Origin of the sequence: Streptomyces sp. NPDC001137, assembly GCF_040298885.1 — a bacterium.
Taxonomy (GTDB): domain Bacteria; phylum Actinomycetota; class Actinomycetes; order Streptomycetales; family Streptomycetaceae; genus Streptomyces.
The window spans coordinates 164,199-190,259 of record NZ_JBEPBA010000003.1 but is presented as its reverse complement, the minus strand read 5'-3'; the positions used below and the strand labels follow the sequence as shown (position 1 = coordinate 190,259).

The 26,061-nt window shown below is 70.2% G+C and carries 24 protein-coding genes and 5 pseudogenes; 15 read left to right on the top strand and 14 right to left on the bottom strand.

Annotated features, from left to right (window positions below; translation table 11 throughout):
* The first annotated feature begins 73 nt into the window (after positions 1-73).
* A complete protein-coding gene (locus ABT254_RS06845) occupies positions 74-532 on the top strand; it encodes a MarR family winged helix-turn-helix transcriptional regulator (protein WP_351464601.1) in 459 nt (152 codons plus the stop codon).
* 126 nt (positions 533-658) lie between these two features.
* On the opposite strand, the gene ABT254_RS06840 is transcribed toward ABT254_RS06845, so the two are convergent.
* From ABT254_RS06840 to ABT254_RS06810, 7 genes are all read right to left on the bottom strand, one after another.
* Positions 659-1,120, bottom strand: coding sequence for a DUF6174 domain-containing protein (locus ABT254_RS06840; protein ID WP_351464599.1), 462 nt, complete (start codon positions 1,118-1,120; stop codon positions 659-661).
* Between the two features lie 109 nt (positions 1,121-1,229).
* On the bottom strand, positions 1,230-3,590 hold the full coding sequence (locus ABT254_RS06835; RefSeq protein WP_351464596.1) for an ATP-binding protein: 2,361 nt from the start codon (positions 3,588-3,590) through the stop codon (positions 1,230-1,232).
* Positions 3,591-3,901: 311 nt separating this feature from the next.
* A complete protein-coding gene (locus tag ABT254_RS06830) occupies positions 3,902-4,711 on the bottom strand; it encodes an intradiol ring-cleavage dioxygenase (protein WP_351464593.1) in 810 nt (269 codons plus the stop codon).
* A 190-nt stretch (positions 4,712-4,901) separates the two neighbouring features.
* Positions 4,902-5,570, bottom strand: coding sequence for a pyridoxamine 5'-phosphate oxidase family protein (locus ABT254_RS06825; RefSeq protein WP_351464591.1), 669 nt, complete (start codon positions 5,568-5,570; stop codon positions 4,902-4,904).
* Between the two features lie 137 nt (positions 5,571-5,707).
* On the bottom strand, positions 5,708-6,394 hold the full coding sequence (locus ABT254_RS06820; protein ID WP_351464588.1) for a 3-oxoacid CoA-transferase subunit B: 687 nt from the start codon (positions 6,392-6,394) through the stop codon (positions 5,708-5,710).
* Positions 6,391-7,065 carry a 3-oxoacid CoA-transferase subunit A gene (locus tag ABT254_RS06815; protein WP_351464585.1) on the bottom strand — a complete coding sequence of 225 codons (675 nt, stop codon included), beginning with the start codon at positions 7,063-7,065 and terminating at the stop codon, positions 6,391-6,393. Before ABT254_RS06815 ends, ABT254_RS06820 begins: the two co-directional genes overlap by 4 nt.
* Positions 7,062-8,264, bottom strand: coding sequence for a thiolase family protein (locus ABT254_RS06810; RefSeq protein ID WP_351464582.1), 1,203 nt, complete (start codon positions 8,262-8,264; stop codon positions 7,062-7,064). The genes ABT254_RS06815 and ABT254_RS06810 overlap by 4 nt, the downstream gene beginning before the upstream one ends.
* An 83-nt stretch (positions 8,265-8,347) precedes the next feature.
* On the opposite strand from ABT254_RS06810, the gene ABT254_RS06805 reads away from it, so the two are divergent.
* From ABT254_RS06805 to ABT254_RS06790, 4 genes are all read left to right on the top strand, one after another.
* Positions 8,348-9,256: a LysR family transcriptional regulator gene (locus ABT254_RS06805; protein ID WP_351464581.1), complete on the top strand. Its 909-nt coding sequence runs from the start codon at positions 8,348-8,350 to the stop codon at positions 9,254-9,256.
* A 114-nt stretch (positions 9,257-9,370) separates the two neighbouring features.
* Positions 9,371-9,712: an ArsR/SmtB family transcription factor gene (locus ABT254_RS06800; RefSeq protein WP_351464578.1), complete on the top strand. Its 342-nt coding sequence runs from the start codon at positions 9,371-9,373 to the stop codon at positions 9,710-9,712.
* A gap of 3 nt (positions 9,713-9,715) precedes the next feature.
* Positions 9,716-10,219 (top strand): SRPBCC family protein, encoded by a 504-nt coding sequence (locus ABT254_RS06795; protein WP_351464576.1) that lies wholly within the window; start codon positions 9,716-9,718, stop codon positions 10,217-10,219.
* Positions 10,219-10,839, top strand: coding sequence for a dihydrofolate reductase family protein (locus ABT254_RS06790; RefSeq protein ID WP_351464573.1), 621 nt, complete (start codon positions 10,219-10,221; stop codon positions 10,837-10,839). The genes ABT254_RS06795 and ABT254_RS06790 overlap by 1 nt, the downstream gene beginning before the upstream one ends.
* 96 nt (positions 10,840-10,935) lie before the next feature.
* Here the strand turns inward: ABT254_RS06790 and ABT254_RS06785 are convergent, their stop codons facing one another.
* On the bottom strand, positions 10,936-11,529 hold the full coding sequence (locus ABT254_RS06785; RefSeq protein WP_351464570.1) for a VOC family protein: 594 nt from the start codon (positions 11,527-11,529) through the stop codon (positions 10,936-10,938).
* Positions 11,530-11,671: 142 nt separating this feature from the next.
* Here ABT254_RS06785 and ABT254_RS06780 point away from each other — a divergent pair.
* A pseudogene (locus tag ABT254_RS06780) lies at positions 11,672-11,758 on the top strand (XRE family transcriptional regulator); the annotation flags it as partial.
* A gap of 123 nt (positions 11,759-11,881) precedes the next feature.
* On the opposite strand, the gene ABT254_RS06775 reads toward ABT254_RS06780, so the two are convergent.
* Entirely contained in the window at positions 11,882-13,126 is a 1,245-nt protein-coding gene (locus tag ABT254_RS06775) for a cytochrome P450 family protein (RefSeq protein ID WP_351464567.1), read from the bottom strand.
* Between the two features lie 153 nt (positions 13,127-13,279).
* Between ABT254_RS06775 and ABT254_RS06770 the strand changes: the two genes are divergently transcribed.
* Positions 13,280-13,822 (top strand): MOSC domain-containing protein, encoded by a 543-nt coding sequence (locus ABT254_RS06770; protein ID WP_351464564.1) that lies wholly within the window; start codon positions 13,280-13,282, stop codon positions 13,820-13,822.
* A 78-nt stretch (positions 13,823-13,900) separates the two neighbouring features.
* Here ABT254_RS06770 and ABT254_RS06765 read toward each other — a convergent pair.
* A pseudogene (locus ABT254_RS06765) lies at positions 13,901-15,709 on the bottom strand (glycoside hydrolase family 3 N-terminal domain-containing protein); the annotation flags it as partial.
* 1 nt (position 15,710) lies between these two features.
* Between ABT254_RS06765 and ABT254_RS06760 the strand changes: the two are divergent.
* From ABT254_RS06760 to ABT254_RS06750, 3 genes and pseudogenes are all read left to right on the top strand, one after another.
* A pseudogene (locus ABT254_RS06760) lies at positions 15,711-16,160 on the top strand (carbohydrate ABC transporter permease); the annotation flags it as partial.
* Entirely contained in the window at positions 16,160-17,062 is a 903-nt protein-coding gene (locus ABT254_RS06755) for a carbohydrate ABC transporter permease (protein ID WP_351464562.1), read from the top strand. The pseudogene ABT254_RS06760 and the gene ABT254_RS06755, both read left to right, overlap by 1 nt.
* A 64-nt stretch (positions 17,063-17,126) precedes the next feature.
* Positions 17,127-18,059 (top strand): quinone oxidoreductase family protein, encoded by a 933-nt coding sequence (locus ABT254_RS06750; RefSeq protein WP_351465575.1) that lies wholly within the window; start codon positions 17,127-17,129, stop codon positions 18,057-18,059.
* A gap of 45 nt (positions 18,060-18,104) precedes the next feature.
* On the opposite strand, the gene ABT254_RS06745 is transcribed toward ABT254_RS06750, so the two are convergent.
* Together ABT254_RS06745 and ABT254_RS06740 are read right to left on the bottom strand one after the other, a co-directional pair.
* Entirely contained in the window at positions 18,105-18,956 is an 852-nt protein-coding gene (locus ABT254_RS06745; RefSeq protein ID WP_351464559.1) for an SCO6745 family protein, read from the bottom strand.
* Between the two features lie 143 nt (positions 18,957-19,099).
* Positions 19,100-20,515 carry an aspartate ammonia-lyase gene (locus ABT254_RS06740; RefSeq protein WP_351464556.1) on the bottom strand — a complete coding sequence of 472 codons (1,416 nt, stop codon included), beginning with the start codon at positions 20,513-20,515 and terminating at the stop codon, positions 19,100-19,102.
* A 106-nt stretch (positions 20,516-20,621) separates the two neighbouring features.
* Between ABT254_RS06740 and ABT254_RS06735 the strand changes: the two genes are divergently transcribed.
* The 4 genes and pseudogenes from ABT254_RS06735 to ABT254_RS06720 form a co-directional block, all read left to right on the top strand.
* Positions 20,622-21,965: a dicarboxylate/amino acid:cation symporter gene (locus ABT254_RS06735; RefSeq protein ID WP_351464555.1), complete on the top strand. Its 1,344-nt coding sequence runs from the start codon at positions 20,622-20,624 to the stop codon at positions 21,963-21,965.
* The gene (cuyB, locus tag ABT254_RS06730) at positions 21,962-22,693 is read left to right on the top strand and encodes a cysteate racemase (RefSeq protein ID WP_351464552.1); all 732 of its coding nucleotides are present in this window, start codon (positions 21,962-21,964) and stop codon (positions 22,691-22,693) included. Before ABT254_RS06735 ends, cuyB begins: the two co-directional genes overlap by 4 nt.
* A gap of 20 nt (positions 22,694-22,713) precedes the next feature.
* Positions 22,714-23,400 carry a GntR family transcriptional regulator gene (locus ABT254_RS06725; protein WP_351464549.1) on the top strand — a complete coding sequence of 229 codons (687 nt, stop codon included), beginning with the start codon at positions 22,714-22,716 and terminating at the stop codon, positions 23,398-23,400.
* Positions 23,401-23,542: 142 nt separating this feature from the next.
* Positions 23,543-23,843 (top strand): annotated as a pseudogene (locus ABT254_RS06720) (hypothetical protein); the annotation flags it as partial.
* On the opposite strand, the pseudogene ABT254_RS06715 reads toward ABT254_RS06720, so the two are convergent.
* Positions 23,822-23,932, bottom strand: a pseudogene (locus ABT254_RS06715) (cutinase family protein); the annotation flags it as partial. The pseudogenes ABT254_RS06720 and ABT254_RS06715 sit on opposite strands and share 22 nt — an antisense overlap.
* 372 nt (positions 23,933-24,304) lie before the next feature.
* Between ABT254_RS06715 and ABT254_RS06710 the strand changes: the two are divergent.
* Complete coding sequence (locus ABT254_RS06710; protein ID WP_351464546.1) at positions 24,305-24,520, top strand: hypothetical protein; 216 nt, start codon at positions 24,305-24,307, stop codon at positions 24,518-24,520.
* 55 nt (positions 24,521-24,575) lie between these two features.
* On the opposite strand, the gene ABT254_RS06705 is transcribed toward ABT254_RS06710, so the two are convergent.
* On the bottom strand, positions 24,576-25,733 hold the full coding sequence (locus ABT254_RS06705; RefSeq protein WP_351464543.1) for a DNA gyrase subunit B: 1,158 nt from the start codon (positions 25,731-25,733) through the stop codon (positions 24,576-24,578).
* Positions 25,734-26,061: the final 328 nt, after the last annotated feature.

The following is a 26,061-nucleotide window of genomic DNA, read 5'->3' as shown; positions in this document are numbered from 1 at the left end:
GGTCCGGGCCCCGGCGCCCTCGCAGAGGCTCGTGATCTGCCCGCACAGTAGACCTAGTGGAAGGACACCGGCAATGCCGTCCGAATCCTCCTCGCCGGACCTTGCCCACCTGCTCAGCCATGCCGAGCGACGCCTCGTGCAGCGTTTGGCGGGGGTGCTGGCGCAGGAGGGCTGCTCGGTGGAGGAGTGGCGCGTCCTGGCGGCCGTCGCGGACGGGCAGGGCCATCCGATGACCGAGATCGCCGAGCACGTCCTCATGCCGGCGCCCAGTCTGACCAAGCTGGTCGACCGCATGGTCGCCGGCAACCTGGTCTACCGTCGCCCCGACCCCGGCGACCGCCGCCGCGTCCTGCTCCACCTGACCGTCCGCGGCCGCATCCTCCACGAGCGCGCCGCCCTTCGCGTCCACTCCGACCAGACCCGGCTCCTCGACGCCCTGGGCGACCAGGGAGAACTCGCCCGACTGCTGTCTGTCCTCACGGCGACGGTGGACGGGCTGCCCGCGATACAGCCGAGCCGCCCGCAGGCTTGAGGGGGAGTGCAGCCCGGTCCGAACGGACCGAGGCGCGACCGGGGCGCATTGCGCGAGGCCCGACCCGTCTGGTGGACGACGAGGCAGACCGGGACATTTCCGCGCCGCACGTGGCGACGAGAGGAGTCAGGCGGGCGTCGGCCTGTAGGAGCTGATCACGTACAGGGCTTCGTCGTCGATGGCGTTCTGGTCCCAGTCCAGGGTGATCCGCAGGGGATGCCCGTCGGTTGCGTACTCCGCCTTCGCGGTGTGCGCGTTGTCGCTGCGGGCCTTGGCCAGCCGTTTCAACAGCTCGCCGATCGTGGGCACTTCACCGGGCAGCTCCCGTACCCGCCGCCGGCTGTCCTCGTCGACGCCGACCGCCTCCGTCACCTTGCCGTCGCGGACCTTGACCCGGAAGGTCCCTGCCAGGACCTGGGCGGTGGAGGTCAGCGTGTAGGCGTATGACTGGGGTTCCTGCCAGGTCGTGCGCACGGGCGCGGTGGCGGCCCGCGGCTCACCGGAACCGCATGCGGCGGTCGCGCACAGCAGGGCCCCGACCAGTGCGGAGACGGAGAGGACCCGGGGACGAAAGCGTACGGCGGTCATGACGACTCCCTCGAAGACGGCTACTGCTACGACGCCGGCCCGCCCGGCAACGTTCGAGCGGACCGGCACCGCTGCCGTCTGCGTCAGTTCCGACCGCACCGGTGAGGCGTCACGCGGACGTGTCTCCGGCCCTGGCCCGTGTGGCCACCCACAGGGCGATCCGTGTGCGTGACCGTAAGCCCAGCTTGTCGCGCACCTTGTCCAGGTGTGTGGCGACCGTATGGATCGAAAGACCGAGCCGCTCGGCTATCTGACGGTTGGTCAGCCCATCGGCGACGAGCTCGGCCACCATGAACTCCCTTCCGGTGAGCGCCGATCGGCCGTCGACGCCCTCTACGGCGCGCGTCGCCGTTCCGTGGTCGGCGCTCCTTGTCCGCAGCGCGTACGCGACAAGGCGATCCGCGGGCAGCCGACGGCCGCCGCTGACGGCCGCGTCCCGAGCGGATGTCGGCAGGCGTGTGCTGATACGGGTCACCGTTCGTTCCACCTGCCGTCGCCATGGTGCCTCGGAGACGGTGTCGAGGCGGCGGCGTGCCTGCGCGCTGGCCTCGTACAGCAGGAGGGCCCGTCGCGTGTCTCCGCTCTCGGCGGCCACGAGCGCCAGGCCCTCCACCGGGTAGAGCGCGTGAAAACTGGCTTCGGGGACGATCCGCAGCACCTCGCCGAACAGCGCCTCGGCGCTTTCCAGGTGCCCAAGGGCCAGCCGCACGGCGCCCGCCGTGTGCAGAGCGGCCGCGACCTGGTTCCACGGAGCGTGGCTTCTGAGCACGGGCAGGCAGCGGGACATGAGGGTGTCGGCCTCCGGCGCCCCGCCCGCTTGGAGCAGCGCCCAGGCCAGGTGATGGGTGCACCATGCGGTGTCCCTGGGTCTTCCCAGCGTGCCGACGACTTCCAGGCACTCCCGCAGATCGCCTACGGCCGCGTCGAATTCCCCCCGGCACAGGCGCGCCGCGGCCCGCGCGTCCAGGGCGTTGGCAAGTCCGGCGGGGTGATCGCGCCTGCGCTCCACGGCCACCGCCTGCTCGCCGAGGTCCAGCGCCTGCGCCGGATCGGCCCGCTGGCAGGCCACGCGCGCCGCGAGCGCCGGTACCGCTCCGCCGAGCGCCCTGACGCCGTCTTCCCGCAGCAGTCCCGTCAGTAACGCGCGGGCGGCGGACGGCTGTTCCTGCTCGTAGTGCACGCGCGCCAGTTCCAGTTCCAGCCGTGGGCGTGAGACGCCGTCGTGACCGGTGGTGTCGGCCAGAGCCGCCGCGAGGTTGTCCCGTTCCACGGCCAGCGGGCTGCCGGCCTGGTCGGGGAACACCTCGCCGTCGACCCGGTCCGTCAGTCCGTTCAGCCATACGAGGACCCGGCGCCTGGTGCTGTGCAACTCGCCGGATGCGAGCAGGCGCTCCAGGGCGTAGGCGCGGATGGTGCTCAGCTGTCTGAATCGCGCGGTCTCCGCGTCTCCCGCCGCGTCTCCCGGGAGACGTGCGATCAGGGACTTGGCCTCGAGGGCGCACAGGATGCCGAGTATCCGCGACGGGGCGACAGCCTCGTCGGCGCAGACCGCCCGCGCCACCGCCGTGTCGAACCCGCCGACGAGAACCGCGAGACGCCGGAAGACGGCCTGTTCGGCCGGATCGAGCAGGCGGTGGCTCCAGTCGATCGCGGCGGCCAGCTCGCTGTGGCGCCCGGGGCCGGTCCTGTGCCCGCCCGACAGGAGGGACAGCTGGGTCATCTGGTCGCCCAGTCCTGCCAGGATGTCGAGCGGTGCGAGGGTTCCGGCGCGGCGGGCCGCCAGTTCGACGGCGAGCGTCAGGCCGTCCAGTCTGCGGCAGATCTCGGCGACCGTCCCGCCGTTTCCGCGATGCAGCGTGAACCCTGGCGAGCAGCCAGAGGCACGTTCGACGAACAGCCGGACGGCGTCCGCCCGCAGAAGGACGTCCGGCTCGTCCCCGGCGTCGGCCGGCGGCAGTGACAGCTCGCCGACGCGCAGCACGGTCTCCCCGGGCACCCGCAGGGCCTCCCGGCTGGTGGCGAGGATCCGTAACCGAGGGCAGTGACTCAGCAGACGCGCGATCAGCCGGGCGCACGGCTCGGCCAGATGCTCGCAGTTGTCCAGGATCAGCAGCCGACGGGCGTCGCCGATCGCGTGGACCAGGACGTCGACGCCGGATCGTCCGGCCCGTTCCCCCACGGCCAGCGCGGCGGCGACGGACTGGGCCAGCGCGGCACCGTCACGCAGCGCGTCGAGTTCGACCAGGTCGACCTGCCCGTGGCGGCCGGGCAGGCCCCTGGCGAACTCCAGCGCCAACCGCGTCTTGCCCACGCCCCCGGCACCGGTCAGGGTCAGCAGCCGCGACGTCCCCAGCAGTGTACGCAGCCGCGACAGTTCCGCCCGCCGGCCCACGAAGGAGTCGAGGGCCTGTGGCAGGCCGCGGCCCTGCGCGGTGGCCGAGGAGGCAGCGCTCTGCGCGGGTGCCGACATGGCGGTCTGCGCCCGGCTTGAATCCGGGCGCGCCGAGCGTCGCCGGAACGCCCGTTGTCTGCATGCGCCGGAGCAGTAGCGAGCCGGACGACCACTGCGGGGGCGATCGGTCAGCGGCGCACCGCACGACTCACATGTCATGCTCCGGTCATCCCCGCATTCCGGCCGCCCATGCCCTGATGCGAGGTTCACATCCGTCATCGACGCACTGGGATACGCGACTCCGGGCGGCATGCATGGGCGGCCGATGGCTCAACGGCGGTAGCCGGCGCCGTCGCAGCGGACCGGCTACCGCTCGGGCGTCGGCACCGTCAGGGCACGGCGTCGGGATCGATGCCGAGCACGACGGTGCCGGTCACTCCCTTGCCGAGATCGCTGCCGACCTGCGTAAGCGTCAGCAGGGTGGAGGACCCGCCGTTGCGGTAGATGCCGTCCCTGGCGTTGAGCGTGCGCGTGGCCGTATTGCTCCGGTAGGGGGCCAAGGCGGCGACCCTGCTGTTGTACGTCTCCGGGAAGTAGAGCTGACCGGTGTGGGAGACGTGGCCTCCCCGGTACTTGCCGTTGGCGACGGTGCCGCCGACATGCGTCTTGACATGGATGTGGAGGGCACGGCCGACGTACCAGCCCGGGTAGATGGTGGTGAATTCGGCGACGCCGCCGGAGTCGGTCAGTTGCACGCCGCGCAGGAAGGTCGTGTCCGGGGTGGAGCCGCCGGCCACGTAGCCGGAGTAGACGCCGAGAGCGTCGCAGTGCCAGATGTCGACCGCCGTGCCGGGCAGCGCGGCGCACGTCGCGGTGTTGATCACCTTGACGCGGAGGGTGAGGGGCACGCCGGACTTGCCCTCGGTGATGTCCTTGCGGACCGTCTCCAGATCCAGGTAGTACGGCCCCTCGGTCTGCTCGGGCGTGAGGACGCAGTCGGCGGCCTGCTGGGCCGGGGCAGCGCCGTTCCGGCCTGCGGCCACGGCCGACTGTCCGGAGGTGAGCCCCAGAGCGGCCGCTCCGAGGGTCGCACCGCCCAGGGCGGCGATGACGGTTCTACGGCTCGCGCCGCCCGAGCCGGCGGCCGGTTCTGGCGCGCGCTCGGGTTCTGTGGAAGGGGGTCGGGGGGTGTCAGTCATGCTGGGAGCATGGCGCGCGCGGCGGTGTGCGGGATCGATCGGATGACCGGTGAATCGGGGGCGTTACGAAACGCACGTCTCCGACGTCCGCTCGGATGCCCGGCGGGAGACAGAACGTGGCAACCGACGGCACCCGGGCCCCGGAGCGGCATGCCCGGGGTGTTGCCGTAGCGGACTCGCAGGCCGCTCGTCAGCGGGAAGGCAGCCGCCTCCCTGCCTCGGCCGCGGCGCCGAAGTAGTCGCCGCCCTTGCGCTTGACGTCGTCCGTGCCCCAGGCCTGCTCACCGCCGGCGGTCGCATCGCCGTTCGCGCTCTGCCGCAGCGGTGCCTTGACCAGGCGCGGTATGTGCTTCGAGCAGTGGATGTAGGCTTCCTCGACCTCGACCTCCACCCACATCTGGGGGCGGCGGCCCGGCACCGGGTCTACCGGCAGATGCGGATGCCTCCGGCGCATCGCCTCGTCCGCGACAAACTGCGCCCGGCCGTTGACATGCAGGCCGATACGGTCCTGAGAGAAGTCGATCATCAGAATGCCGACGTGCGGGTTCTCCCGGATGTTGCCGAGCGAGGCCATGACTCCGTTCCCGCGGTACTCCGGGTACGCGAGGGTGGCCTCGTCAAGTACCCCTAGAAAACCGGGCGGTCCGGCCCGGAATGTGTTGTCGCACTCACCGTGGCTGTCCGCCGTGGCTAGGAAGAACATCTCCTGGCGGGCCACGAACTCCTGCATCTGCGGGTTCAGCCGATCCAGTACCTGCTCGTCGTAGAACCGGTCCGCGCGGTCGAGTGTGCCCAACTCACGCTGCATCCGGTGTTCGCCGTGGCTTCCGGGCCGGTCGACCCGCTCGTCGTGATCCAACGATCCTCCTGACAGCGATTCCTTCAGGGCACCAGCCGAGGAGCGCCACGGCCGAGTAGAGAGGGTAGACCAGGTAGCTCGCACAGCCCTTCGAGGGGCAGCCGCGGGCCTCCGCCCGGTGACCTTGTTCGGGACCCTCAGGCGGCATCCGGCCGTAGCGACGGAAGCGAAATGTCCAGGCGCGCCGCGAGATCCGCAGAGGCGATGCCGAATGTCTCCACGACGGTGGCGCCTTCCGGGCCCACGCGGAACGTCGCGAGGTCGGTGTAGACGCGGTCGACGCAGCCCAGCCCGGTCAGCGGGTACGTGCATTGCGGCACCAGCTTGGGCGAGCCGTCCTTCGCGAACAGCGTCATCATCACGAAGACCTTCTTGGTGCCGATCGCGAGGTCCATCGCGCCGCCGACGGCGGGGATCGCGTCGGGCGCGCCGGTGTGCCAGTTGGCCAGATCACCGACGGCCGAGACCTGGAACGCGCCCAGCACACAGATGTCCAGGTGCCCGCCGCGCATCATCGCGAAGGAGTCGGCGTGGTGGAAGTAGGCCGCTCCGGGCAGTTCGGTGACGGGGATCTTCCCCGCGTTGGTGAGATCGGGGTCCGCCAGATCCGGGCCGGCCGCGGGGCCCATGTGGAGCATGCCGTTCTCGGTGTGCAGCACCACCCCCGACCCTTGCGGGAGGTGGTCGGCGACCCGTGTCGGCAGGCCGATGCCCAGGTTGACGTAGGAGCCGTGCGGGATGTCACGCGCGACCCTGGCGGCCATCTCGCCCCTGTCCAGCGGCCCGCGGTCGAGGTGCTCCACCGGTGCCGTGCTCGTGTTCATGCTGCCGGCCCTCCCGTCCGTACGATGCGGTCGACGTAGATGCTCGGTGTCACCACGGCCTCCGGGTCGATCGCACCCACCTCGACGATCTCGCCGACCTGTGCCACGACCGTGGTGGCGGCGGTGGCCATGACCGGCCCGAAGTTGCGGGCGGTCTTCCGGTACACGAGGTTGCCCATGCGGTCCGCCCGGTGCGCGCCGATCAACGCGACATCACCCCTGATGGGGTACTCCAGGACGTAGGTGCGGCCGGCTATCTCGCGGGTCTCCCGGCCCTCGGCGAGCGGCGTACCGACACCCGTGGGGGAGAAGAACGCCCCGATGCCGGCGCCGGCCGCGCGTATCCGTTCGGCGAGAGTGCCCTGCGGTACGACGTCCAACTCGATCCGTCCCTCCCGGTAGAGCCGGTCGAAGACCCACGAGTCCGACTGGCGGGGGAAGGAGCACACGATCCTGCGCACCCGGCCCTTGGCCAGCAGCGCGGCCAGCCCGGTGTCGCCGTTGCCGGCGTTGTTCGACACCACGGTCAGCTCGCTCGCGCCCTGCCGGATGAGCGCGTCGATCAGCTCGACCGGCATCCCGGCCATGCCGAAACCTCCGACCAGCACGGTCGCCCCGTCCTCGATGCCCGCCACGGCCTCGTCGGCGTCCGCGCACACCTGAACGCTCATCGGCTCGTCTCCGACACGTTCTCCAGGACGACCGCGAGGGCCTGTCCGACGCCGATACAGATCGCGGCGACACCCCACCGCTGCCCCGACTCGCGCAGCCGCGCGGCCAGCGTGCCGAGGATCCGGCCCCCCGAGGCGCCCAGCGGATGGCCGATGGCGATGGCGCCGCCCTTGGTGTTCACAAGCGCCGGATCGATCTTCCAGGCGTCCACGCAGGCCAACGACTGCACGGCGAAAGCCTCGTTGAGCTCGACCGCCGACACGTCCGACCAGGAGATCCCGGCCCGCTTCAGGGCCCGCTCAGCCGCCTCGACCGGCGCGAACCCGAACATCTGCGGATCCAGCGCCGACACCCCGCGACCGGCGATCCGGGCCAGCGGCGCCGTACCGATGTGCTGCGAGGCCCTCTCCGAGCCGATCAGCACGGCGGACGCACCGTCGTTGAGCGGGGAGGCGTTGCCCGCGGTGATGACGCCGTCGGGACGGAACGACGGCTTGAGCCCGGCCAGCTTCTGCGGTGTCGAGCCCGGCCGGATGCCCTCGTCGGCGCGGAGACGGACCTCACCGTCCTGTACGACCGGAACGACCAGGTCGTCGTAGAAACCCGCGGTCCAGGCGTCGTTCGCGCGCTGGTGCGAGCGGGCGGCGAACTCGTCCTGCCGCTCCCGCCCGATGGCGAAGCGGTCGGCCAACTGCTCGTTCGCCTCGCCCAGCGAGACGGTCCACTCCTTGGGCATACGGTCGTTGACCAGCCGCCAGCCCAGGGTCGTCGACACGGCGGTCACATGGCCGGCAGGAAACGCGCGTGACGGCTTGGGCAGGACCCAGGGGGCACGGGTCATCGACTCGACACCGCCGGTGAGGACGATCTCGGCGTCACCGCTCTCGATGGCACGCGAGGCGATGATCGCCGCGTCCAGCGAGGAGCCGCAGAGCCGGTTGACGGTCGTGGCCGGCACCGAGGTGGGCAGGCCCGCCAGCAGGACGGCCATCCGGCCGACATTGCGGTTGTCCTCGCCGGCGCCGTTGGCGTTGCCCCACACCACGTCGTCGATCAGGGCCGGGTCGAGAGACGGTGCCTTGGCCAGGGCACCTGAGACGGCGATGGCGGCGAGGTCATCGGGCCGGACGTCGGCGAGTGCCCCACCGAACCGTCCGAACGGCGTCCTGACTGCGGTGTAAATGAAGCTGGCAACCATGGACGCACCGTAGGATCCCCGGATTGATCTCGTCCAATACTCAGTTGCGCACAATCCATCACTCACGCAGATAAGCTGTGGTCATGGAGCTTCGGCACGTTCGTTACTTCCTCACCCTCGTCGAGGAGTGCCACTTCGGCCGCGCCGCCCAACGCCTGCACGTGGCGCAGTCGGCCCTCTCCCAGCAGATCAAGCAGTTGGAGCGGGAACTCGGCACCCCGCTCTTCCACCGGTCGACGCGGCGCGTCGAAGTCACCGACGCCGGTCGCCACCTGGCCGGCTACGCACGGTCGATCCTCGCCGAGGTGGAACGGGCGGAGGAACAGATGGCCCTGCTCGCCACCGGCCGCGCCGGACGCGTGTCCATCGGTTTCGTCGGAACCGCCACCTACGACATCCTGCCCAGGATCGCCCGTACGGTGCGGGCACAACTGCCGGACGTTTCCTTGGAGTTGCGCGGCGAGTTGCTCAAGCCCGAACTGGTGGAAGGCCTGCTCGACGGCACCTACGACCTGGCCCTGCTGCGCACCGACACCCCGGTGGACGCCGCCGTCGCCCTCACACCGCTGCGGTCCGAACGGCTCGTGGCCGTCCTCCCCACCGGCCATCCGCTGGCGGATCGCGCCGAAATCCCGCTCGCGGCCCTTGCCGACGAGCCCTTCGTCGTCCACCCCTCCCGCGACCGTTCCTCCATGCACGGCCGGGTTCTCGCAGCCTGCGCCCGGGCCGGCTTCGAACCCGCCACCCTGATCGAGGTCGGCGAGACCGCGACCCTCGTGGTGCTCGTGGCCGCCGGCAACGCGGTCGCCCTGGTCCCGGAGTCGGTACAGAGCCTCCGCCTCGACGGTGTGACCTACCTGCCGCTCGTCGAGACCGAGACGGTGGATCTCGCACTGGCACGCCGCGCGGGGCACGATTCACCGGCGGTGGGGCAGGTGGCAGAAGTGATCCAGGGTTGCGTCGGAAACAGGCGGGCGACGGGAACGCCATAACACCTTGGCGCAGCGCCTCGGCCTGGAGGGAGAGTTGGCGGATGACTTCCTCATCTCGCAACCCGCCTGATTCACTCCGGTTGACGCATGCCGATATGGGCATACGATGGATGCATGGCACGAGCAGCGACGACGTCGGACGTCTTCAACGCGATCGCCGAGCCGCAGCGCCGGGAGATCCTGGTGCTGCTGCGGGCGGGTGAGCGGCCGGTGACCGAGCTGGCCCGGGAGCTGGGGATGACCCAGCCGCGCGCGTCCAAACACCTGCGGGTGCTGCGGGAGGTCGGGCTGGTGCGGGACCGCAAGGCGGGCAAGCAGCGTCTGTACGGCCTTGACGCCCGCGGGCTGCGGCCGGTCCACGAGTGGGCCGGTGGCTTCGAGCGGTTCTGGAACGAGAGCTTCGACCGGCTGGACGCATACGTGCAGGACCTGAAACAGGTACGGCAGGAGGAGTAGCTGATGAGCGCGACGGGACGAGGAGTGTCGGCGCGGTCCGCGACGGCCGACCGCGAGATCGTCATCTCCCGGGTCATCGACGCTCCGCGGGAGCTGGTGTTCGAGGCGTTCACCGAGGTCCGGCACCTGTCGCGGTGGTGGGGGCCGGACGGGTTCACCACGACCACGCGGTCGTTCGAGTTCCGCGTCGGCGGGGAGTGGGACTTCGTGATGCATGGACCGGACGGGACGGACTACCCCGAGTGGATCTCCTGGACCGAGATCTCTCCGCCGGAGAGGATCGCGCTGCTCCACGGTGAGTCCCGCGACGATCCGAACGCCTTCGAGTCGGTCCTGACGTTCGAGCCCGACGGTGCGGCCACCCGGATCGAGATGCGCACGGTGTTCCCCACCAAGGAACTGCGCGACGAGGCGGTCGAGAAGTACCACGCGATCGACGGCGGCCGGCAGACCCTGAGCAACCTGGCCACCTACGCCACCGAGCTCCTTCGTGAGGGAGAGAACTGATGGCCGGGAAGGTGTTCTTCAGCGTCTCCATGTCGCTGGACGGGTTCATCGCGCCCGGGTCCCTCGGGGAGTTGATGGGGCAGCAGTGGATGGAACTGCAGCAGTGGATCTTTCCGCTGCGGTTCTTCCGGGAGAACCTGAAGCTGGGCGAGGGCGGTGAGGAAGGGCGTGACAACGACATCGTGCGCGAGACGTTCGAGCGCACCGGCGCGAGCGTCATGGGCAAGCGCATGTTCGACGCCGGCGAGCAGATGTGGCCGGAGGAGGCGCCGTTCCACACGCCGGTCTTCGTCGTCACGCATGAGAAGCGTGACCCCTGGGAGCGGCCGGGCGGGACCACCTTCCACTTCGTCAACGACGGCATCCAGGCCGCACTCGACCAGGCCCGCGAGGCCGCCGGCTACCGGGACGTCCGCATCGCGGGCGGGGGCGCGACGATCCTGGAGTACCTGAACGCCGGCCTCGTCGACGAGTTCACGATCGCGCTGTCACCCGTCCTGTTCGGCTCCGGAATCCGCCTGTTCGAGGGCGTGGACGCGGGCCGCGTGGCCCTGGAGCCGGTCCGTGCGGAGACCTCCCCGAGGGTGACGCACCTGACCTACGCCGTCCGGAAGCGGTAGGCGCACGCCTGGAGTCGGTACCCGGACGACTCTCCTGCCGGGATGAGCAGCCCGCCTGCTCAACGGCCGCGAAGGAGCGCCCTTGAGGGCGGCGGGTCACCCGGTGACGTGGAACTCGTTCCCACCGGCGTCGAGGAACTCGCCGGGTTCCCAGTCGGGTTGGGTGACCTCCAGCCGCAGCCTGTTCCGCGCCTCCTTCGGCGCCGCGGGCGGCCCCATCACCAGCGAGACCACGCTGGTCGGCCGCCGGCGCAGCCGCACGCCCCAGTCGTGAGACTCGGCCGCGTGCCAGTTCGCCTGGGACTGCCAGAAGGCCCACTGCGCGTAGCGGTCCTCCTCCGCGACATCGAGGCAGATCGCGACGAGGCCGCAGTCGGCGAGCACGCCGGGGTGCCCGGGACGCAGCACGCAGAACTCGTTGCCCTCCGGATCGGCCTGCACGTCCCACGGGACGTCCCCTTGGCCGATGTCGACTCGCGTTGCACCGAGTGTGAGCAGGCGCGCCACCTCGGCCTCCCAGTCCGGCCCCCCGGCCAGGTCGAGGTGCAGTCGGTTCTTGCGCGCCGTCTTCGGCTTCGCCGTCGGCACGAATCGCAGTTCCAGGCCGCCTGTTCGGCCCCGCGTCGCGTCCGACCAGAAACGCTCCAAGCGCGCGACATCCAGCGCGTCGATCACGATCCCTGTCAGCATCCCAACCCCCGCAAAAAGCCGTCGAACCTGTGAGCTGCTCATTCTCGCCGCCGCAATCGGCGTCAGCGCTGTTACCCAGGTCGCGCACGCGCAGCCACCAGCAATAGCGGCGACGCCGGCAATGAGGGGGCGCCCGGCTCCCCCGCACACCTATCGGGGGGCCGGCACCGAGACCTGCCACCTGATCATGACGGTGCACCTGCCGCCCGGCCCGGCAACGGCGACCTGATCCGCGGCCCAGCTCACTCGTCACGGCGCTGCGGCCACCGTCGACAGCAGGCGCCAGAGCCGGGTGCGGTGAGTGAGGACCCGGCTCGGCTGGAGGACCCCGCTGCGGGCGTGCTCGGAACGGTCAGTGAAGGCGTACCGGGAGGGAGCGGTGGCCGTTGGAGATGAAGGAATCCACCGGCTCCAACTCGCCCTGCGCCACCGCGAGTTGCAGATCCGGGAAACGGTCGAAAAGCGCCGGCAGCGCGATCCGTGCCTCCAGCCGCCCCAGCGGGGCGCCCAGGCAGTAGTGCACGCCGTGGCCGAAGGCCAGGTGCTCCTTGTCGACGCGGGTGACATCGAAGCGGTCCGCGTCGTCGCCGTACTTGCCGGGGTGGCGTCCGGCTGCGGCGTACGCGGCCAGGATGGCCTCACCCTTGCCGATCACGACCCCTTCGGGCCCGCCGAACTCGCTCATCGCCAGATCCTCCACGGCGTATCGCAGCGGCAGGCTGGCGACCGGCGCCTCGACCCGCAGCGTCTCCTCGATCACGTCGTCCCAGGAGGCGTGGCCGCTGCGGACGAGCGCGAGTTGGTCGGGGTGGGCGAGCAGTGCGTGAATGGCGTTGTCGATGAGGTTGACCGTGGTTTCGTGGCCCGCACTGACCATCAGGACCAGGGTGTCGAGGAGTTCCTGCTCGCTGAGGCGGGTGCCGCCCTCGTCGTGCCGCGACGCGATGAGGGCGGAGGTCAGATCGTCGCCGGGTGACTCCCTTTTGGCAGCGACGAGTTTGGCGAGCGCCGCGTAGAACCGCGTGTAGATGTCGGTGACCTCCTCCGGTGTGGCGGAGGTGTGGAAGATGCCGTCCACAACGGCCCGCAGCTCCGCACCCTGGTCCTCGGGCAGGCCGAACAGTTCGCTGATGACCTGGATCGGCAACGGGTAGCAGAACTCTTCGCGCAGATCGACGACCCGCCCGTCCTGTCCGGCCTGCTCGATGCGGTCCAGCAGGTTCTTGGTGATCTCTTCGACACGAGGCTGGAGCGCGGCGGTGCGGCGTGCGGTGAACGCCTTGGAGACCAGGGCCCTGAGGCGTTTGTGCTCGCCGCCGTACGCGGTGAACATGTTCTGCACCGCGACCCAGGTGAACAGCGGCCATTCCGGGGCGATTTCGCCGTTGATCCAGCGGGTCCAGTGGCGGCGCGGGTCCTTGGAGACACGCGGGTCGGTCAGCAGGCGCTTGAGCAGATCGGGGGAGCTGACGGCCCATGCCGCAACCCCGTCGGGGAGTTCGACCAAGGTCACCGGTCCGCGCTCGCGGACACGGGCGGCTTCACCGTGAATGTCGCGACCCGTCGGGTCGATCACTAAGGGGTCGGGATGTCCCATCGCAGCCTCACAGAATCTCGAACGTCGATACGAAGCGTCACGTTACTTCGCCGTAGCGTCGCCGCGCGAGGCGACCCTGCGGCACGCGCTGCATATCGCCACACCTGGCTAGGCTGGGGCTGATCACGGTTACTGACGAGGGGGTTCCGAGGTATGAGCGGGAGAGTGACGGCGGTCAGCAGCAACGGGGACTACTCGTTCACCAAGCCGAACCGGGACAGCGTCAGACTGCTCGCCGGTCTCGGTGTGGAGGGAGACGTGCACGCCGGTGTGACGGTCAAGCACCGTTCGCGTGTCGCGCAGGATCCCACCCAGCCGAATCTGCGCCAGGTCCACCTCATTCATGAAGAGCTCTTCGCCGAGGTCGGTGAGGAGGGGTTCAAGGTGGCGCCCGGCGAACTCGGCGAGAACATCACCACGCGCGGCATCGATCTGCTCGCTCTGCCGGTCGGCACATTGCTGCGCATCGGCGCCTCCGCGGTCCTGGAAGTCACCGGCCTCCGCAATCCCTGCCTGCAGATCGACCATTTCCAGGATGGGCTGCTGAAGCAGGTCGTCGGCCGTGACGAGGCAGGGAACATCGTGCGCAAGGCCGGAATCATGAGCATCGTGAGGGAAGGCGGCGTGGTCTTCCCTGGGGACACGATCGAAAAGGAACTGCCCAGCGGTCCGCACCGCCCCTTGGAACGGGTCTGACCACAAAGGGGGCCCTTGACCGCCTGCGACTGGGGACGTAGGCCCACGTCGCAGGCGGTTCGAGGCAGGCGCGGCAGCTCAGTCGACGTAGGCCGGCGTCTGCAGTGCTCTGGCGTGTCCGACCCGGCGGGTCGGGCCGGTCAGCCGGATGGTGCCGGTGAGCCGGATGTCGGTGCTGGAGGCGCCGAGTCGGACGGTGATCTCGCCGGGTTCGACGATGCGGTGCAGATCGGGGCCGGTGTACGCGAGGCGGTCGGCGTGCAGGCGGAAGGTGACCCTGCGCTCCTCGCCGGGCGCCAGACGGATCCGGGCGAATCCCGTCAACTGCGTTACGGGACGCGGCAGTTGCGCGACGGGGTCCGTGGTGTAGAGCTGCACGACCTCGGAGCCGGGGAGGCCGCCGGTGTTGCGGACCCGGCAGCTGATCTCGACCTCGCCGTCGGTGGCGATCTGCTCGGCGCTGACCTCGAAGTCGTCGTAGGCGAACGTCGTGTACGACCGTCCGTGCCCGAAGGGGTAGGCGGGGGTGGGGTCGAGGTTGCTCACGCCCTGGGTGTTGCCGCCGAGCGGGGCGTGCAGATAGGTGCCGGGCTGGCCCCCAGCAGTGCGCGGGACCTGCACGGGCAGCTTGCCGGAGGGGTTGATCCGTCCGGACAGCACTCCGGCGAGCGCCGGGCCACCCTCCTCGCCGGGGAAGAAGGCCTGGACGACGGCGGCCGCGCGGTCGGCGTAGGCACCGAGTGCGTACGGGCGGCCGGAGACGACGAGCAGGACGACCGGTGTGCCGGTGGCCAGCAGGGCCTCGACCAGTTCGCTCTGGACGCCCGGCAGCGAGAGGTCCTCCGCGTCGCAGCCCTCGCCGGAGGTGCCGAGGCCGAACAGCGCGGCGCGGTCGCCGACCACGGCGACGCAGACATCCGCCTGCCGGGCGGCCTCCACCGCCGCGTCGATTCCGCCGCGGTCGATGTCCTTGACGGGGCAGCCCTGTTCATGGCTGATACGGGTGCCGGGCAGCTCCGTGGCCAGGGCGTCCAGCAGGGTGCGGGCCTCGATGCCGTTGTCGTGCCCCGGGCGGTGGGGCAGGACGTGGTTGGGGAAGGAGTAGCAGCCGAAGAAGGCGTTGGCGTCGTCGGCGCACGGGCCGACGAGGGCGATGGACCCGGTGTCCGCGGCCAGGGGGAGTCGCCCCGCGCGGTTGTCCAGCAGCACGATGCTCTGCTCGGCCAGTTCGCGGGCGATGGCCCGGTGCGCGGGCGGGTCGAGTTCGATGGGGCCCTCCCCGGTCGCCGCCGGGGCGAAATCGGCGTCCAGCAGCCCCAGTTCGACCTTCTGGCGCAGCACGCGCCGTACCGCCCGGTCGACCAGGTCCTCGGAGACGGTTCCCTCGCGGACCAGTTGGGCGAGGGGCTCGCCGTAGCAGAGGGTGTCGGGCAGTTCCACGTCGATGCCCGCGGTGAGCGCGCGGGCGCCCGCCTCGCCCTCGGTGGCGGCGATGCGGTGCATGGTGCGCAGGAAGGCGATGGACCAGTAGTCGGAGACGACCGTGCCCTCGAATCCCCAGTCCTCGCGCAGCAACCGGGTGAGCAGGGAGGGGTCGGCACCGGCCGGCATGCCGTCCACGTCGGCGTAGGAGTTCATGACCGAGCGGGCGCCGCCCTCCCGTATCGCCGTCTCGAACGGCGGCAGGATCACGTCGGCGAACTCCCGCGGGCCCATGGAGACGGGGGCGTGGTTGCGGGCGGCCTTCGAGGCCGAGTAGCCGGCGAAGTGCTTGAGGGTGGCGATGATGCCGGCGCTCTCCAATCCGCGCACGTAGGCCGTGCCGGTCGTGGCCACCAGGTACGGGTCCTCGCCGAGGGTCTCCTCAACGCGGCCCCAGCGGTAGTCGCTGGGTGACCCCCAACTCGCCTTCTACGCCGTGGTGTTCGTCATCGCCTGGCAGTTCGTGCCCTTCCACACACTCCTCTACCAGGCCGGAGCCCGGCAGATCCCGGCCGCCCTCTACGAGGCGGCGTCGATCGACGGCGCGGGCAGGCTCGCCCAGTTCTGGCACATCACCCTGCCCCAACTGCGCTACACCGTCGTCACCTCGTCCACGCTGATGGTCGTCGGCTCGCTCACCTACTTCGACCTGGTCTTCGTCCTCACCGGCGGCGGCCCCGGCTACGCCACCCGCATCCTGCCGCTGGACATGTACATCACCGGCTTCCAGAGCAACGAGATGGGCCTCGCCAGCGCCATCTCGGTCGTCCTCGTGGTGGCAGGCCTCCTCCTCTCCCTCGCCCTTCTCCGCCTCTCCGGCTTCAACCGGATGCGCAGCCAGCAGGCAGGTATGTGATGTCCGCGCTCTCCCACGCCCCGACCACCGACTCCCAGGCGCGCCCGGCGCCCATGACCGCGGGAACGCCGGGCCGGCTCGCCCGTCTGCGCCGCACCAACCCCCTCGGCGCGCTGGGCGGTGTGCTGTGGCTCGTGATCGTCCTCGTCCCGGTCTACTGGGTCGTCGTCACGAGCCTGCGCACCCGCGAGGGCTTCTTCGAAGCCAACCCCCTCGCCCTGCCGACCAGTCCCACCCTGGCCAACTACCGCCTGGTCTGGGACAACGGCTTCCCCCACTACCTCCTCAACAGCGCCCTCGTCACCGTCGGCGCGACACTGCTGACCCTGGCGGTGTCCTTCCTGGCCGCGTACGCCATCGTCCGCGGCACCAGCCGGGCCCTGCGCTGGGCGTTCAACGTCTTCCTGCTGGGCCTCGCCATCCCGCTGCAGGCCACGATCATCCCGGTGTACTACCTGATCGCCAAGGCGCAGATGTACGACACCCTGCTCGCGATCGTGCTGCCCTCGGCGGCCTTCGCCATCCCGCTCACGGTGATCATCCTGGTCAACTTCCTGCGGGACATCCCCGACGAGCTGTACGAGTCCATGCGCGCCGACGGCGCGGGCCACTGGCGCATGCTCCTGAACCTGGCACTCCCGCTGTCGCGCCCCGCCCTGATCACGGTCACGATCTACGACGCCCTGAACGTCTGGAACGGCTTCCTCTTCCCCCTGATCCTCACCCAGAGCCCCGACAAGCGGGTCCTGCCCCTGTTCGTGTGGAGCTTCCAGGGCGAGTTCACGATCAACATCCCCGCGATCCTGGCCGCGGTGGTCCTCTCCACACTGCCGATCCTCGCCCTCTACGTCCTCGGTCGGCGTCAGCTGATCGGCGGACTCACCGCCGGTTTCGGCAAGTGAGAGGATCGCAGGCGGAATGCGCCCCTTCGGGCCCGTGTTGCCCCCGGACATGAGCGAAGCAGTAGTGGCAAGCGCGTACGGCGGTCCCGAGGTCCTGTCGGTCATCGACATCGCCGTCCCGGAGCCGGGGCCCGGCCAGGTACGCATCGCGGTCCGTGCCGCGGGCGTCAATCCCTTCGACCACAAGGTGTACAGCGGTGCCTTCGGAACCGACCCGGCACGGCTGCCGATGCGGCTCGGCACCGAGGCCGCCGGAGTCGTGACCGCGGTGGGCGCCGACGCGACCGGCCCCGCGGGTCCGGTGGAGGTCGGCGACGAGGTGATCGCCTATCGCGCACCGGGCGCCTACGCCGCCGAACTCGTCGTACCGGCTTCGTCCGTGGTGCCCAAGCCGGCCGGACTGTCCTGGGAGCAGGCCGGCGGACTGATGGCCGCCGGAGTCACCGCCGTGCATGTTCTCGAAGCGATCGGCCTGGGAGCCGGCGAGACGGTGCTGATCCATGGCGCCGCCGGGGGAGTCGGCCTGACAGCCGTGCAACTGGCGGTGGCACGCGGCGCCACCGTCCTGGCAACGGCGAGCCCGGCCAAGCATGAACTGCTCCGCGACCTGGGCGCGATCCCGGTTGCGTACGGACCAGGACTGGCGGACCGCGTACGGGCGGCGGCGCCGGAAGGCGTCCGGGCCGCGGCCGACCTGGTGGGCACCGAGGAAGCCGTGGACGTCTCGGTGGAACTCGTGGCGGACCGCTCCCGCATCGCCACCATCGTGGCCTTCGAACGCGGTGCCCGGGCCGGCATCAGACTCCTCGGCGGCGGTCCCGGGGCAGACCCCGGCACGGACATCCGCGATGCGGCCCGCCTGCACCTCACCGAAGCCGTGGCGGCCGGGCGACTGCGCGTCCTGATCGCCGGTAGCCACCCGCTGCGCGAAGCCGCCGACGCACATCGCCAGATCATGACCGGCCACATCACCGGGAAGATCGTTCTGGTCCCGTAGCGCCGCCGGGAACGTCTCGAGATCCGTCCCGTCGGTTGCTGTGCGTCACTGCGAGCCTGTGGCCACCAGGGTCGCGGTGATGGGTTCGAGTTCGGTGGTCAGTTCGTCGAGTTCGGCGGGGGAGAGGGATTCGTAGGGCGGGGTGGCGAGTTCGTCGGTGAGGGCTTCGATGCGGTGTTTGACTTCGCGGCCGGCGTCGGTGAAGTGGCCGTCGGTGTCGATGAGTCCGCGTTCGCGCAGGCCGTCCATGACGGCGGCCAGCCGCTGTTTCGGCAGGTGATGGATGCGTCCGAACGACTCCGCAGGGTGGATGCCCTGGTCCAGCGCGGAAAGGACATGGGCTTCCGTGCCGCCGATGCGTGCGCCGACGAGGGCGGCGATGTGTCCGTCGCCGCGGTGCTCGCGCAGCATGGTCGCGGAATGCCACAGGCGGGCGACGGGGTCGCTCGGGACCGCAAGGGTGCGCATGCCGGCGTACATCACCCGGCCTTCGGTGGGGGCGCTCGTGGCGGCCTTGGTGGTCAGGTCGGCTGCGCGCACCAGGCCGGGGGAGCCGGTCAGCTCGTCGCCGAGGATGCGGCGTAGGGAGGCCGCGCTGCCCCGCTCCCGCGCGGCGACGGAGGCCTCGGGCGGGATCGTCTCCCAGGCGCTGGGGATGTGCCGTGTGGCTTCCCCATCGGCGAAGTTGTAGAAGGCTGCGTGCACGACTTGGGCCTCCACGCGTCCCAGTGGTGCGGCGCGGCTGGCGAAGTAGCCGTCCCAGTAGGTGCGGTGGCCCAGTGCGGCCAGCTCCTCGTTGCATTCGTCGGCGCAGTAGGTGACCAGGCAGATCGGCTCCAGGAGCTCGAACATGCGACGGGCGATGTGAGTCATCGGATGCAAGCGCGTCGTGCCCATCGGGCTCTCCATTCGTCTCGGTGTGCCGACTTGGACCGTCCGGCACGCCGAAACTCATCGGTGACCGAAGGGGAGCAGTGCAGCCGTGGCGCACGGCCTGAGCTTGTGGGGACAGGTGCGGTGGCTGCTCCGGTGGGCGCGGGTCACCGCACGGCAACCGGTGGCAGGGCGGAGTGCCCGGTGAGGTTCTCGGGCCGCAGGATCACGTCCAGTTGCTCGGCGGTGAGCAGTCCGGCCTCGGCGGCGAGGTCCTTGACCAGGCGGCCGGTGGCCAGGGCCCGGCGGGCGAGCGTGGTGCTCGCGGCATAGCCGATGTGCGGGGCGAGTGCGGTGACCAGGCCGACCGAGCGGTGGACCGTGTCGTGGAGGTGGGCGCGGTTGGCGGTGATGCCGGGGATGCAGCGGGTGGCCAGCGTGTCGCCGGCCGCGCGCAGGTGGGTCAGGGAGCGCAGCAGGCTGTAGGCGATGACGGGTTCGAAGGCGTTGAGCTGGAGCTGTCCGGCCTCGGCGGCCATGGTGACGGTCAGGTCGTTGCCGATGACCTCGAAGGCGACCTGATTGACGACTTCGGGAATCACCGGATTGACCTTGCCGGGCATGATCGACGAACCCGCCTGCACCGGCGGCAGGTTGATCTCGCCGAGTCCGGCGGTGGGCCCGGAGGAGATCAGGCGGAGGTCGTTGCAGGTCTTGGAGAGCTTCACGGCCACGCGCTTGAGGACGCCGGACAGCTGCACGAAGGCACCACAGTCCTGGGTGGCTTCGATGAAGTCGCCTGCGGGCCGGACGGGTTCACCGCTGATCTCGGCGAGGTACGCGCAGGCGAGTTCGGCGTAGCGGGGGTGGCCGTTGATGCCGGTGCCGATGGCGGTACCGCCGAGGTTGGACTCCAGCAGCAGCGCGGCGGCCTCGCTCAGGCGCCGGCGATCCTCCTCGATCATGACGGCGTACGTGGTGAACTCCTGGCCCAGCGTCATGGGCACTGCGTCCTGGAGTTGCGTACGACCGATCTTCAGTACATCGCTGAACTCCGCGGCCTTCCGGGCGAACGCCGTGGCCAGTGCTCCCAGCGAATCGCCGAGCCGGCGCAGCGAGGTGACCAGGGCCAGCCGTACGGCGGTGGGGTAGACGTCGTTGGTGCTCTGGCCGAGGTTGACGTGGTCGAGCGGATGGATCATCTCGTAGGACCCCCGCGGATGCCCCAGGTGCTCCAGGGCCCGGTTGGCGATGACCTCGTTGGCGTTCATGTTCGTGGAGGTGCCGGCCCCGCCCTGGATCGGGTCGACGACGAACTGCTCGTGCAGGTGCCCGGCGCGGATCTCCTCGCAGGCGTCGACGACTGCATCGGCGATGTCCGGCGGCAGCAGCCCCAGGTCGCGGTTGGCCCGGGCGGCCGCCTGCTTGACCGCGGCCAGTGCGGTGATCAGGTCCGGGAACTGGGCGATGGTCGCTCCGGTGATCGCGAAGTTCTCCACGGCCCGCACGGTGTGTACGCCGTAGTAGGCGTCGGCAGGAACCTTCTTGTCTCCGACCAGGTCGTGCTCGATGCGTACGGCCATCCGCTGCTCCTCGTGTTGCGGGCCCCTTGACAGGCCACCACGTACGGCCTCAGTGTTGCCGACCAACACGCAGAACGCAATATATTGCATATGGCAGGAGCAGCCCATGGACACCGCACACCGCCGTCCCACCCACGCGGACACCCCACCAACCCGGCCGCCGGGCTTCCTGCGGCGATGCATGAACGTGCCGATCGGCATCCAGTCGATCGTCGCCGTCGGTCTCGGCGCCCTGATCGGATCCCTCGCCCCGGCCGCGGGCGAGCAGATGAAGATTCTCGGAGACGTGTTTCTGAACCTGGTGCAGGTCGTCGTCCTGCCCCTGGTCTTCCCGCTCATCGTGCTGGGCATCGCCCGCATGGAGTCGGTCAAGAAGGTCGGCAGGATCGCCGGAAAGGCCATCCTCTACTTCGAGCTCGTCACCACCGTGATCCTGCTGATCGCGGTGGGTCTGGCCAAGGTCACGGGCATCGGCAAGGGCGCCCCCGTCCACGGCGCCGACGCCAAGGATCTGCACGGTCTGAGCCAGGGCATCGACTTCCACGAGCTGGTCCTGCACGCCGTACCGAAGAACATCTTCGCCGCGTTCGGCGAGGGCAATCTGCTCGGCGCGATCGTCTTCGCTCTCCTCGTCGGCATCGCCATGGCCGCGATCGGGGAGAAGTCCGAGCCCTTCGCCGCCGTCCTGGAGTCGGTCGCCGCGGTGATGTTCAAGGTCGTCGGCTACGTCATCCGCATCGCACCGCTGGGCGTGCTCGGCTTCATCTCCTACGACGTCGCTCACTACGGTTTCGGCAACCTGCGCAGCCTGCTGGGCTTCATCGCGGTGGTCTACGCGGGCCTGGCCATCGTCATCGGCGCGCTCTTCCCGCTCATTGCCGCGATCTACCGCATCCGTTACGTCGAACTGCTCAAGACCATCGCGGGATTGGCCGGGATCGCCTTCGTCACGCGCAGTTCGGAGTCCGTACTGGCCCCCCTCATGGGCAAGTTGGAGGAGTTCGGCGTCAGCCGCTCCACCACCTCCTTCGTCGTCCCCCTCGGCTACTCCTTCAACACCGACGGCTCCGTCCTCTACCAGGCCGCCGCGCTGGTCTTCCTGGCCAACGCCTACGGCGCCGACACCTCCCTGCCTGCCCTGCTGCTCATGGTCGGCGTGTTGGTGATCCTGTCCAAGGGCATGGCGGGTGTCGCCTCCGCCTCCATCGTGGTCCTCATCGCCGCCGGCAACTCCATCGGCCTGCCCGCCGAAGGCATCGCCCTGCTCCTCGGGGTCGACTTCATCGTCGACATGGCCCGTACCGGCGTGAACGTCGTCGGCAACTCCCTTGCCGCCACCGTCGTCGACAGCTCCGAGAAGCGGCGCGCAGCCAAACGGGGCAGCGGCGAAACCAGCCACACCCCAGCCGAGCCCAAGACCCCGTCCCTGCACAAGGAACCAGCACAGTGAGCGCCCCCACCACGGAGATCATCGGCATCCTCGGCGGCATGGGCCCGGCCGCCACCGCCGACTTCTACGCCAAGCTGGTCGCGACGACCCCCGGCGCCGGCGACCAGGACCATCTGCGCACGGTCATCTGGTCCGACCCCACCATCCCGGACCGCACCCAGGCCCTGCTCGGTGACGGACCCGACCCCACCCCGTGGCTGCTCGACGGCAGCCGCGTGCTGCGCGAGGCCGGTGCCACGGTCATCGCCATCCCCTGCAACACCGCGCACGCCTTCGTCCCCCGCATCGCCGACCATGTCGGCCTGCCCATCGTCCACATGATCGGTGAAGTCGCCCGGCACCTCGCTGCCATGGACCCGCGCCTGAGTACCGCCGGACTGCTCGCCACCACCGGCACCGTCCGCGCGGGCCTGTACCAGGACTGGCTGGACCGCTTCGGCATCCGCCTGCTCCTGCCCGACGACGCCGGCCAGGACGAAGAGGTCATGACCGCCATCCGAGCGGTGAAATCCGGCGCCCACAACGACGCGACGACCGCTCTGCTGGCCCGCGCCGCACAGCGCCTGGTCGAACAGGGCGCGCAGGCGGTGATCGCCGGCTGCACGGAGATTCCGCTGGGGCTACCCGAGGACGCCGTGGACGTCCCGCTCATCGATCCGGCCGTGATCCTGGCCCGGGCCCTCGTCCGCCGGGCCAGGACGGGCGCCGCCACCGGAGGGGCCGAGTAGAGCGATGTACTGTACGCAATATGTCACTCGACAGCCCCGTTTCCCGCCGCCTCCTCAGCGACGAGGTCTTCCATCGCCTGCGCGACTCCATCGTGCGCGGCGAACTGGCCCCCGGAGAGAAGGTCAAGGACGGTGAGCTCGCCGAGCGCCTCGGCCTCAGCCGCACTCCCGTGCGCGAGGCGCTCGCCCGGCTCGCCGACATCGGCCTCGTCGAGGCCAAGCCCGGCGTCTATACGCGCATCACCACGCTCAACCGCCGTGACGTCGAAAAGACCCTCGCGGTCCTGCGCTCCCTCGACCAGCTCGCCGTCGAGACGGCCGTGCCCGTCATGACGAAGCAGGACCTCCACGCCATGCGCGAGGCCAACCGGGACTTCGAACGGGCCGTCACCGCCAACGACACCGCCGCCGCGCTCGCGGCCGACGACCGCTTCCATGCCGTACCGATCGGGGCGGCTGACAACCCCGTACTGAGCCGGATCGTCGAACAGCTGCACCCGCAGATCCACCGCATCCTGTACCGCAAGTTCTCCACGCTGCTGGGCGGCCGCAACACCATCGAGCACCACGACCAGCTCGTGGAGATCTGCGCCACCGGCGACGCCCGTTCCGCCGCCGAACTCTCCGCACAGCACTGGTCCGAACTCGGCGGACACATCAACGAACTCTTCGACACCAATCAGTTCGTCGAGCCGGCTGCGGGATGAGGGGACATCCCTCTGCGGCTGGGGGACAGGCGGACCCCCTGGCGCGACCTGACATGGTCTGAACACGCGGTGGTGCGAGAGGGCGTACGGCTTGTCTGCCGGGACTGCGCGGCCCGGACAGCCCATCGTGTTGCTGCACGGCGACGTCGGCCTTGGTTACGGCGCCGTCCAGGCCGGTCTCGACAACGGAGTGCTGCCGCGCTCGCTGTCCGCGCCGGTCCTGCTCAACCCCGAGACGATGACGCCGCTGGCCATCGCCGGCGTGGGTGCCGTACAGGATCCGGGAGGCGAGGCCGCCCTGCCCAGCTACCTGCCCGCCAACGCCAACATCGAGGCCACCGACCGCTTCCTGTTCTCCAAGGACACCCGTGCTCGGAGCCTTCCTGGACGACAACTCCGTACCGCCGGCGTTCCTAGGTGGCAGCACCGCGGCGACCCCCGGTTCGAGCGCGGTGGCGATGGTGGCCACGATGGGGCTGCCCACCACCGCGCCGGCGCTGCTGATGCCGATGGAATTGTCGACTACGTTCGCGCTGCACGCCCACCGCGCCCTCGGCGCCCATCACGGCGATGCGGGCGGTGGGCCAGGGAGGTTGACGTCGGCGCCCAGGTGCTTGGAGCCCATGACCGCGTAGGGGGTGCGAAGCTGCAACGGGGTGGCGGCACGGTATGGAGGACGAGCCCCAGGCGCCTCCGGCAAAGCCTCCCGACCCGATCAGGCGAACGGCGTCCGGCAGGGTCGTGGGCGGTGATCGCGTCGTCCCGGCAGCCCGCGGTTCGGCCATCTGCCGAGGGTGGGCGTCCTTGGTCACCCGAGGAGAGCCCCCGCCAGGCCGCAGCTGCCCCACGAGCGCCACGACCGCCCCACATGCGCCCAGCCGTCACACAGCGCACCCTGGTTCCCATGGCCGACGCACAGCCCATCGTGATCTACCCGCCCGCCGAGGACGGCGGCCGGCGGGTTCGTGTGGGCGATCATTTCCGCGGGATGGCATACGGGCTGCTGGACATCGTCGAGTTTCTTCGGCTCGCGGGTCTGGAGGACGCCGACGAGGCCTGGGTGCGGGAATCCGGGCTGGTCGAGTGGCGGGGCGGCGGCCCGGACGCGTGGCAGCACTGAGCGCCGCGCGACCGGACGGCGCAGGATGAGCTTCGCGCCGGTCGCCTGGAGCTGTTCAGTTCTGGTGGACGCCCCGGACGATGCGGTCGACAAGCTCCATGGCCTGCTCCGGGTGACCCTCGAACCAGGCCTCCAGACGGTCCTGGACTGCCTCGCCGACGCAGGCGCGTACCTCGGAGTTGGCCAGCAGTCCGCGGGTGGCGCCGAGGAACTCGGGACGGTCCAGCTTCACCGACACGATCGCCGTCAGGCCTTCGCCGATCAGGTCGGCAAGGGGATGGGGATCCACTGCCGTCAGCAGACCCCTCTTCCGGGCGTACTCCGTGATCGCGGCCACGACTCCGTCGCGGAAACCGTCCACGTGGCTGCCGCCCTCGGGAGTGGGCCGGCTGTTGGTGAAGCCGCGCACCCGCTCCTGTCGGGTGCCGCTCCACTGGAGGGCCACCTCCATCGTCCCCGCCATCCGCGGGTCCTCCCGCTCGAAGCCGATCACGTTCGGATGGAGGTTTGCCCCGGCCTCCGCGTCGAGGGCGGCCACGTAGTCCCGCACCCCTTCCGGGAACCGAAAGCGCACGGCCCGGGCCCCTCCCGCCGGGCGTTCGTCCGTCAGCGCGATCTCCAGTCCCGGGTTGAGGAAAGCCACCTGCCGGAAGCGCTCTGCGAGCACGGCGAACGAGCATCTCGTCGTCTCAAAGATCTCGGCGTCGGGCCAGAACGCGATGGTCGTCCCACTGCCGTTCGCGGCTCCCGCGGCCAAGGGTGGGGCGAGAGCGACGCCGCGTGCGTACTCCTGGACCCGGCGGACCCCCTCGCGCCGCACCTCGGCCGTCAGCCGGCTCGACAGGGCGTTGACGGCCAAGAGCCCCACGATGAAGTGGCCGACGACCACGAGGTGTCGGCCACTGGGTCCGGCTCCGGTTTGTAGGCTGGTCAGCTCGGCTTCGAGGCCCGGTCCACCGGTGTCCCCAGTGGCCGGGGCCTCGAAGGGAACCCCTGGCCCGTCGTCAGCGACCCGCACGCCGCCGTCGGAGGTGAGCGTCACCTCGACGGAACGAGCACCCGCGGCCACAACCTCGCTCACCGCCCGGCCCACGACCTCGAACACCAGCTGATGCAAGCCGCGTTCCCCGGTCGAGCCGACCCACATCCCCGGACGTCTGCGAACGGCTTCGCACCCCTCCAGCACCTCGATCTGGGCAGCGTCGTACCCCATGCCTTCCCCACTCACGAATCCCCCTCACCTGGCGTCCGGCAGACCGCTCCAGCCTAAGCGGAATTCAGGAAAACACCAGCTCAGAGCCCTGTTGCCGAGGTCGTGGACGGGCAACTGAGAGTCTGTCGAGGAATGGTTGGCCCACGGGTCGCACACTGCGGCCGAGCGTGCCAAGGGGCCCGCCGGGGCCGTGCATGCCCCTGTTTCGGGCGCCCCTGAGGCCGCCAATTCACGTTTTGCGACAGCCGGCTCCGATGGGCCTGACCGCACGGCGGAGTCGGGCCCATGCGCATGGCGCACGGCCGACTGGTCCATCGGAAGCGGTTCG

Excerpts from the sequence above, each read along its gene's own strand:
- ABT254_RS06845 (WP_351464601.1), top strand. The coding sequence starts at position 74 with ATGCCGTCCGAATCCTCCTCGCCGGACCTTGCCCACCTGCTCAGCCAT.
- ABT254_RS06840 (WP_351464599.1), bottom strand. The coding sequence starts at position 1,120 with ATGACCGCCGTACGCTTTCGTCCCCGGGTCCTCTCCGTCTCCGCACTG.
- ABT254_RS06835 (WP_351464596.1), bottom strand. The coding sequence starts at position 3,590 with ATGTCGGCACCCGCGCAGAGCGCTGCCTCCTCGGCCACCGCGCAGGGC.
- ABT254_RS06830 (WP_351464593.1), bottom strand. The coding sequence starts at position 4,711 with ATGACTGACACCCCCCGACCCCCTTCCACAGAACCCGAGCGCGCGCCA.
- ABT254_RS06820 (WP_351464588.1), bottom strand. The coding sequence starts at position 6,394 with ATGAACACGAGCACGGCACCGGTGGAGCACCTCGACCGCGGGCCGCTG.
- ABT254_RS06815 (WP_351464585.1), bottom strand. The coding sequence starts at position 7,065 with ATGAGCGTTCAGGTGTGCGCGGACGCCGACGAGGCCGTGGCGGGCATC.
- ABT254_RS06810 (WP_351464582.1), bottom strand. The coding sequence starts at position 8,264 with ATGGTTGCCAGCTTCATTTACACCGCAGTCAGGACGCCGTTCGGACGG.
- ABT254_RS06805 (WP_351464581.1), top strand. The coding sequence starts at position 8,348 with ATGGAGCTTCGGCACGTTCGTTACTTCCTCACCCTCGTCGAGGAGTGC.
- ABT254_RS06800 (WP_351464578.1), top strand. The coding sequence starts at position 9,371 with ATGGCACGAGCAGCGACGACGTCGGACGTCTTCAACGCGATCGCCGAG.
- ABT254_RS06795 (WP_351464576.1), top strand. The coding sequence starts at position 9,716 with ATGAGCGCGACGGGACGAGGAGTGTCGGCGCGGTCCGCGACGGCCGAC.
- ABT254_RS06790 (WP_351464573.1), top strand. The coding sequence starts at position 10,219 with ATGGCCGGGAAGGTGTTCTTCAGCGTCTCCATGTCGCTGGACGGGTTC.
- ABT254_RS06785 (WP_351464570.1), bottom strand. The coding sequence starts at position 11,529 with ATGCTGACAGGGATCGTGATCGACGCGCTGGATGTCGCGCGCTTGGAG.
- ABT254_RS06775 (WP_351464567.1), bottom strand. The coding sequence starts at position 13,126 with ATGGGACATCCCGACCCCTTAGTGATCGACCCGACGGGTCGCGACATT.
- ABT254_RS06770 (WP_351464564.1), top strand. The coding sequence starts at position 13,280 with ATGAGCGGGAGAGTGACGGCGGTCAGCAGCAACGGGGACTACTCGTTC.
- ABT254_RS06755 (WP_351464562.1), top strand. The coding sequence starts at position 16,160 with ATGTCCGCGCTCTCCCACGCCCCGACCACCGACTCCCAGGCGCGCCCG.
- ABT254_RS06745 (WP_351464559.1), bottom strand. The coding sequence starts at position 18,956 with ATGGGCACGACGCGCTTGCATCCGATGACTCACATCGCCCGTCGCATG.
- ABT254_RS06740 (WP_351464556.1), bottom strand. The coding sequence starts at position 20,515 with ATGGCCGTACGCATCGAGCACGACCTGGTCGGAGACAAGAAGGTTCCT.
- ABT254_RS06735 (WP_351464555.1), top strand. The coding sequence starts at position 20,622 with ATGGACACCGCACACCGCCGTCCCACCCACGCGGACACCCCACCAACC.
- ABT254_RS06725 (WP_351464549.1), top strand. The coding sequence starts at position 22,714 with ATGTCACTCGACAGCCCCGTTTCCCGCCGCCTCCTCAGCGACGAGGTC.
- ABT254_RS06710 (WP_351464546.1), top strand. The coding sequence starts at position 24,305 with ATGGCCGACGCACAGCCCATCGTGATCTACCCGCCCGCCGAGGACGGC.
- ABT254_RS06705 (WP_351464543.1), bottom strand. The coding sequence starts at position 25,733 with ATGGGGTACGACGCTGCCCAGATCGAGGTGCTGGAGGGGTGCGAAGCC.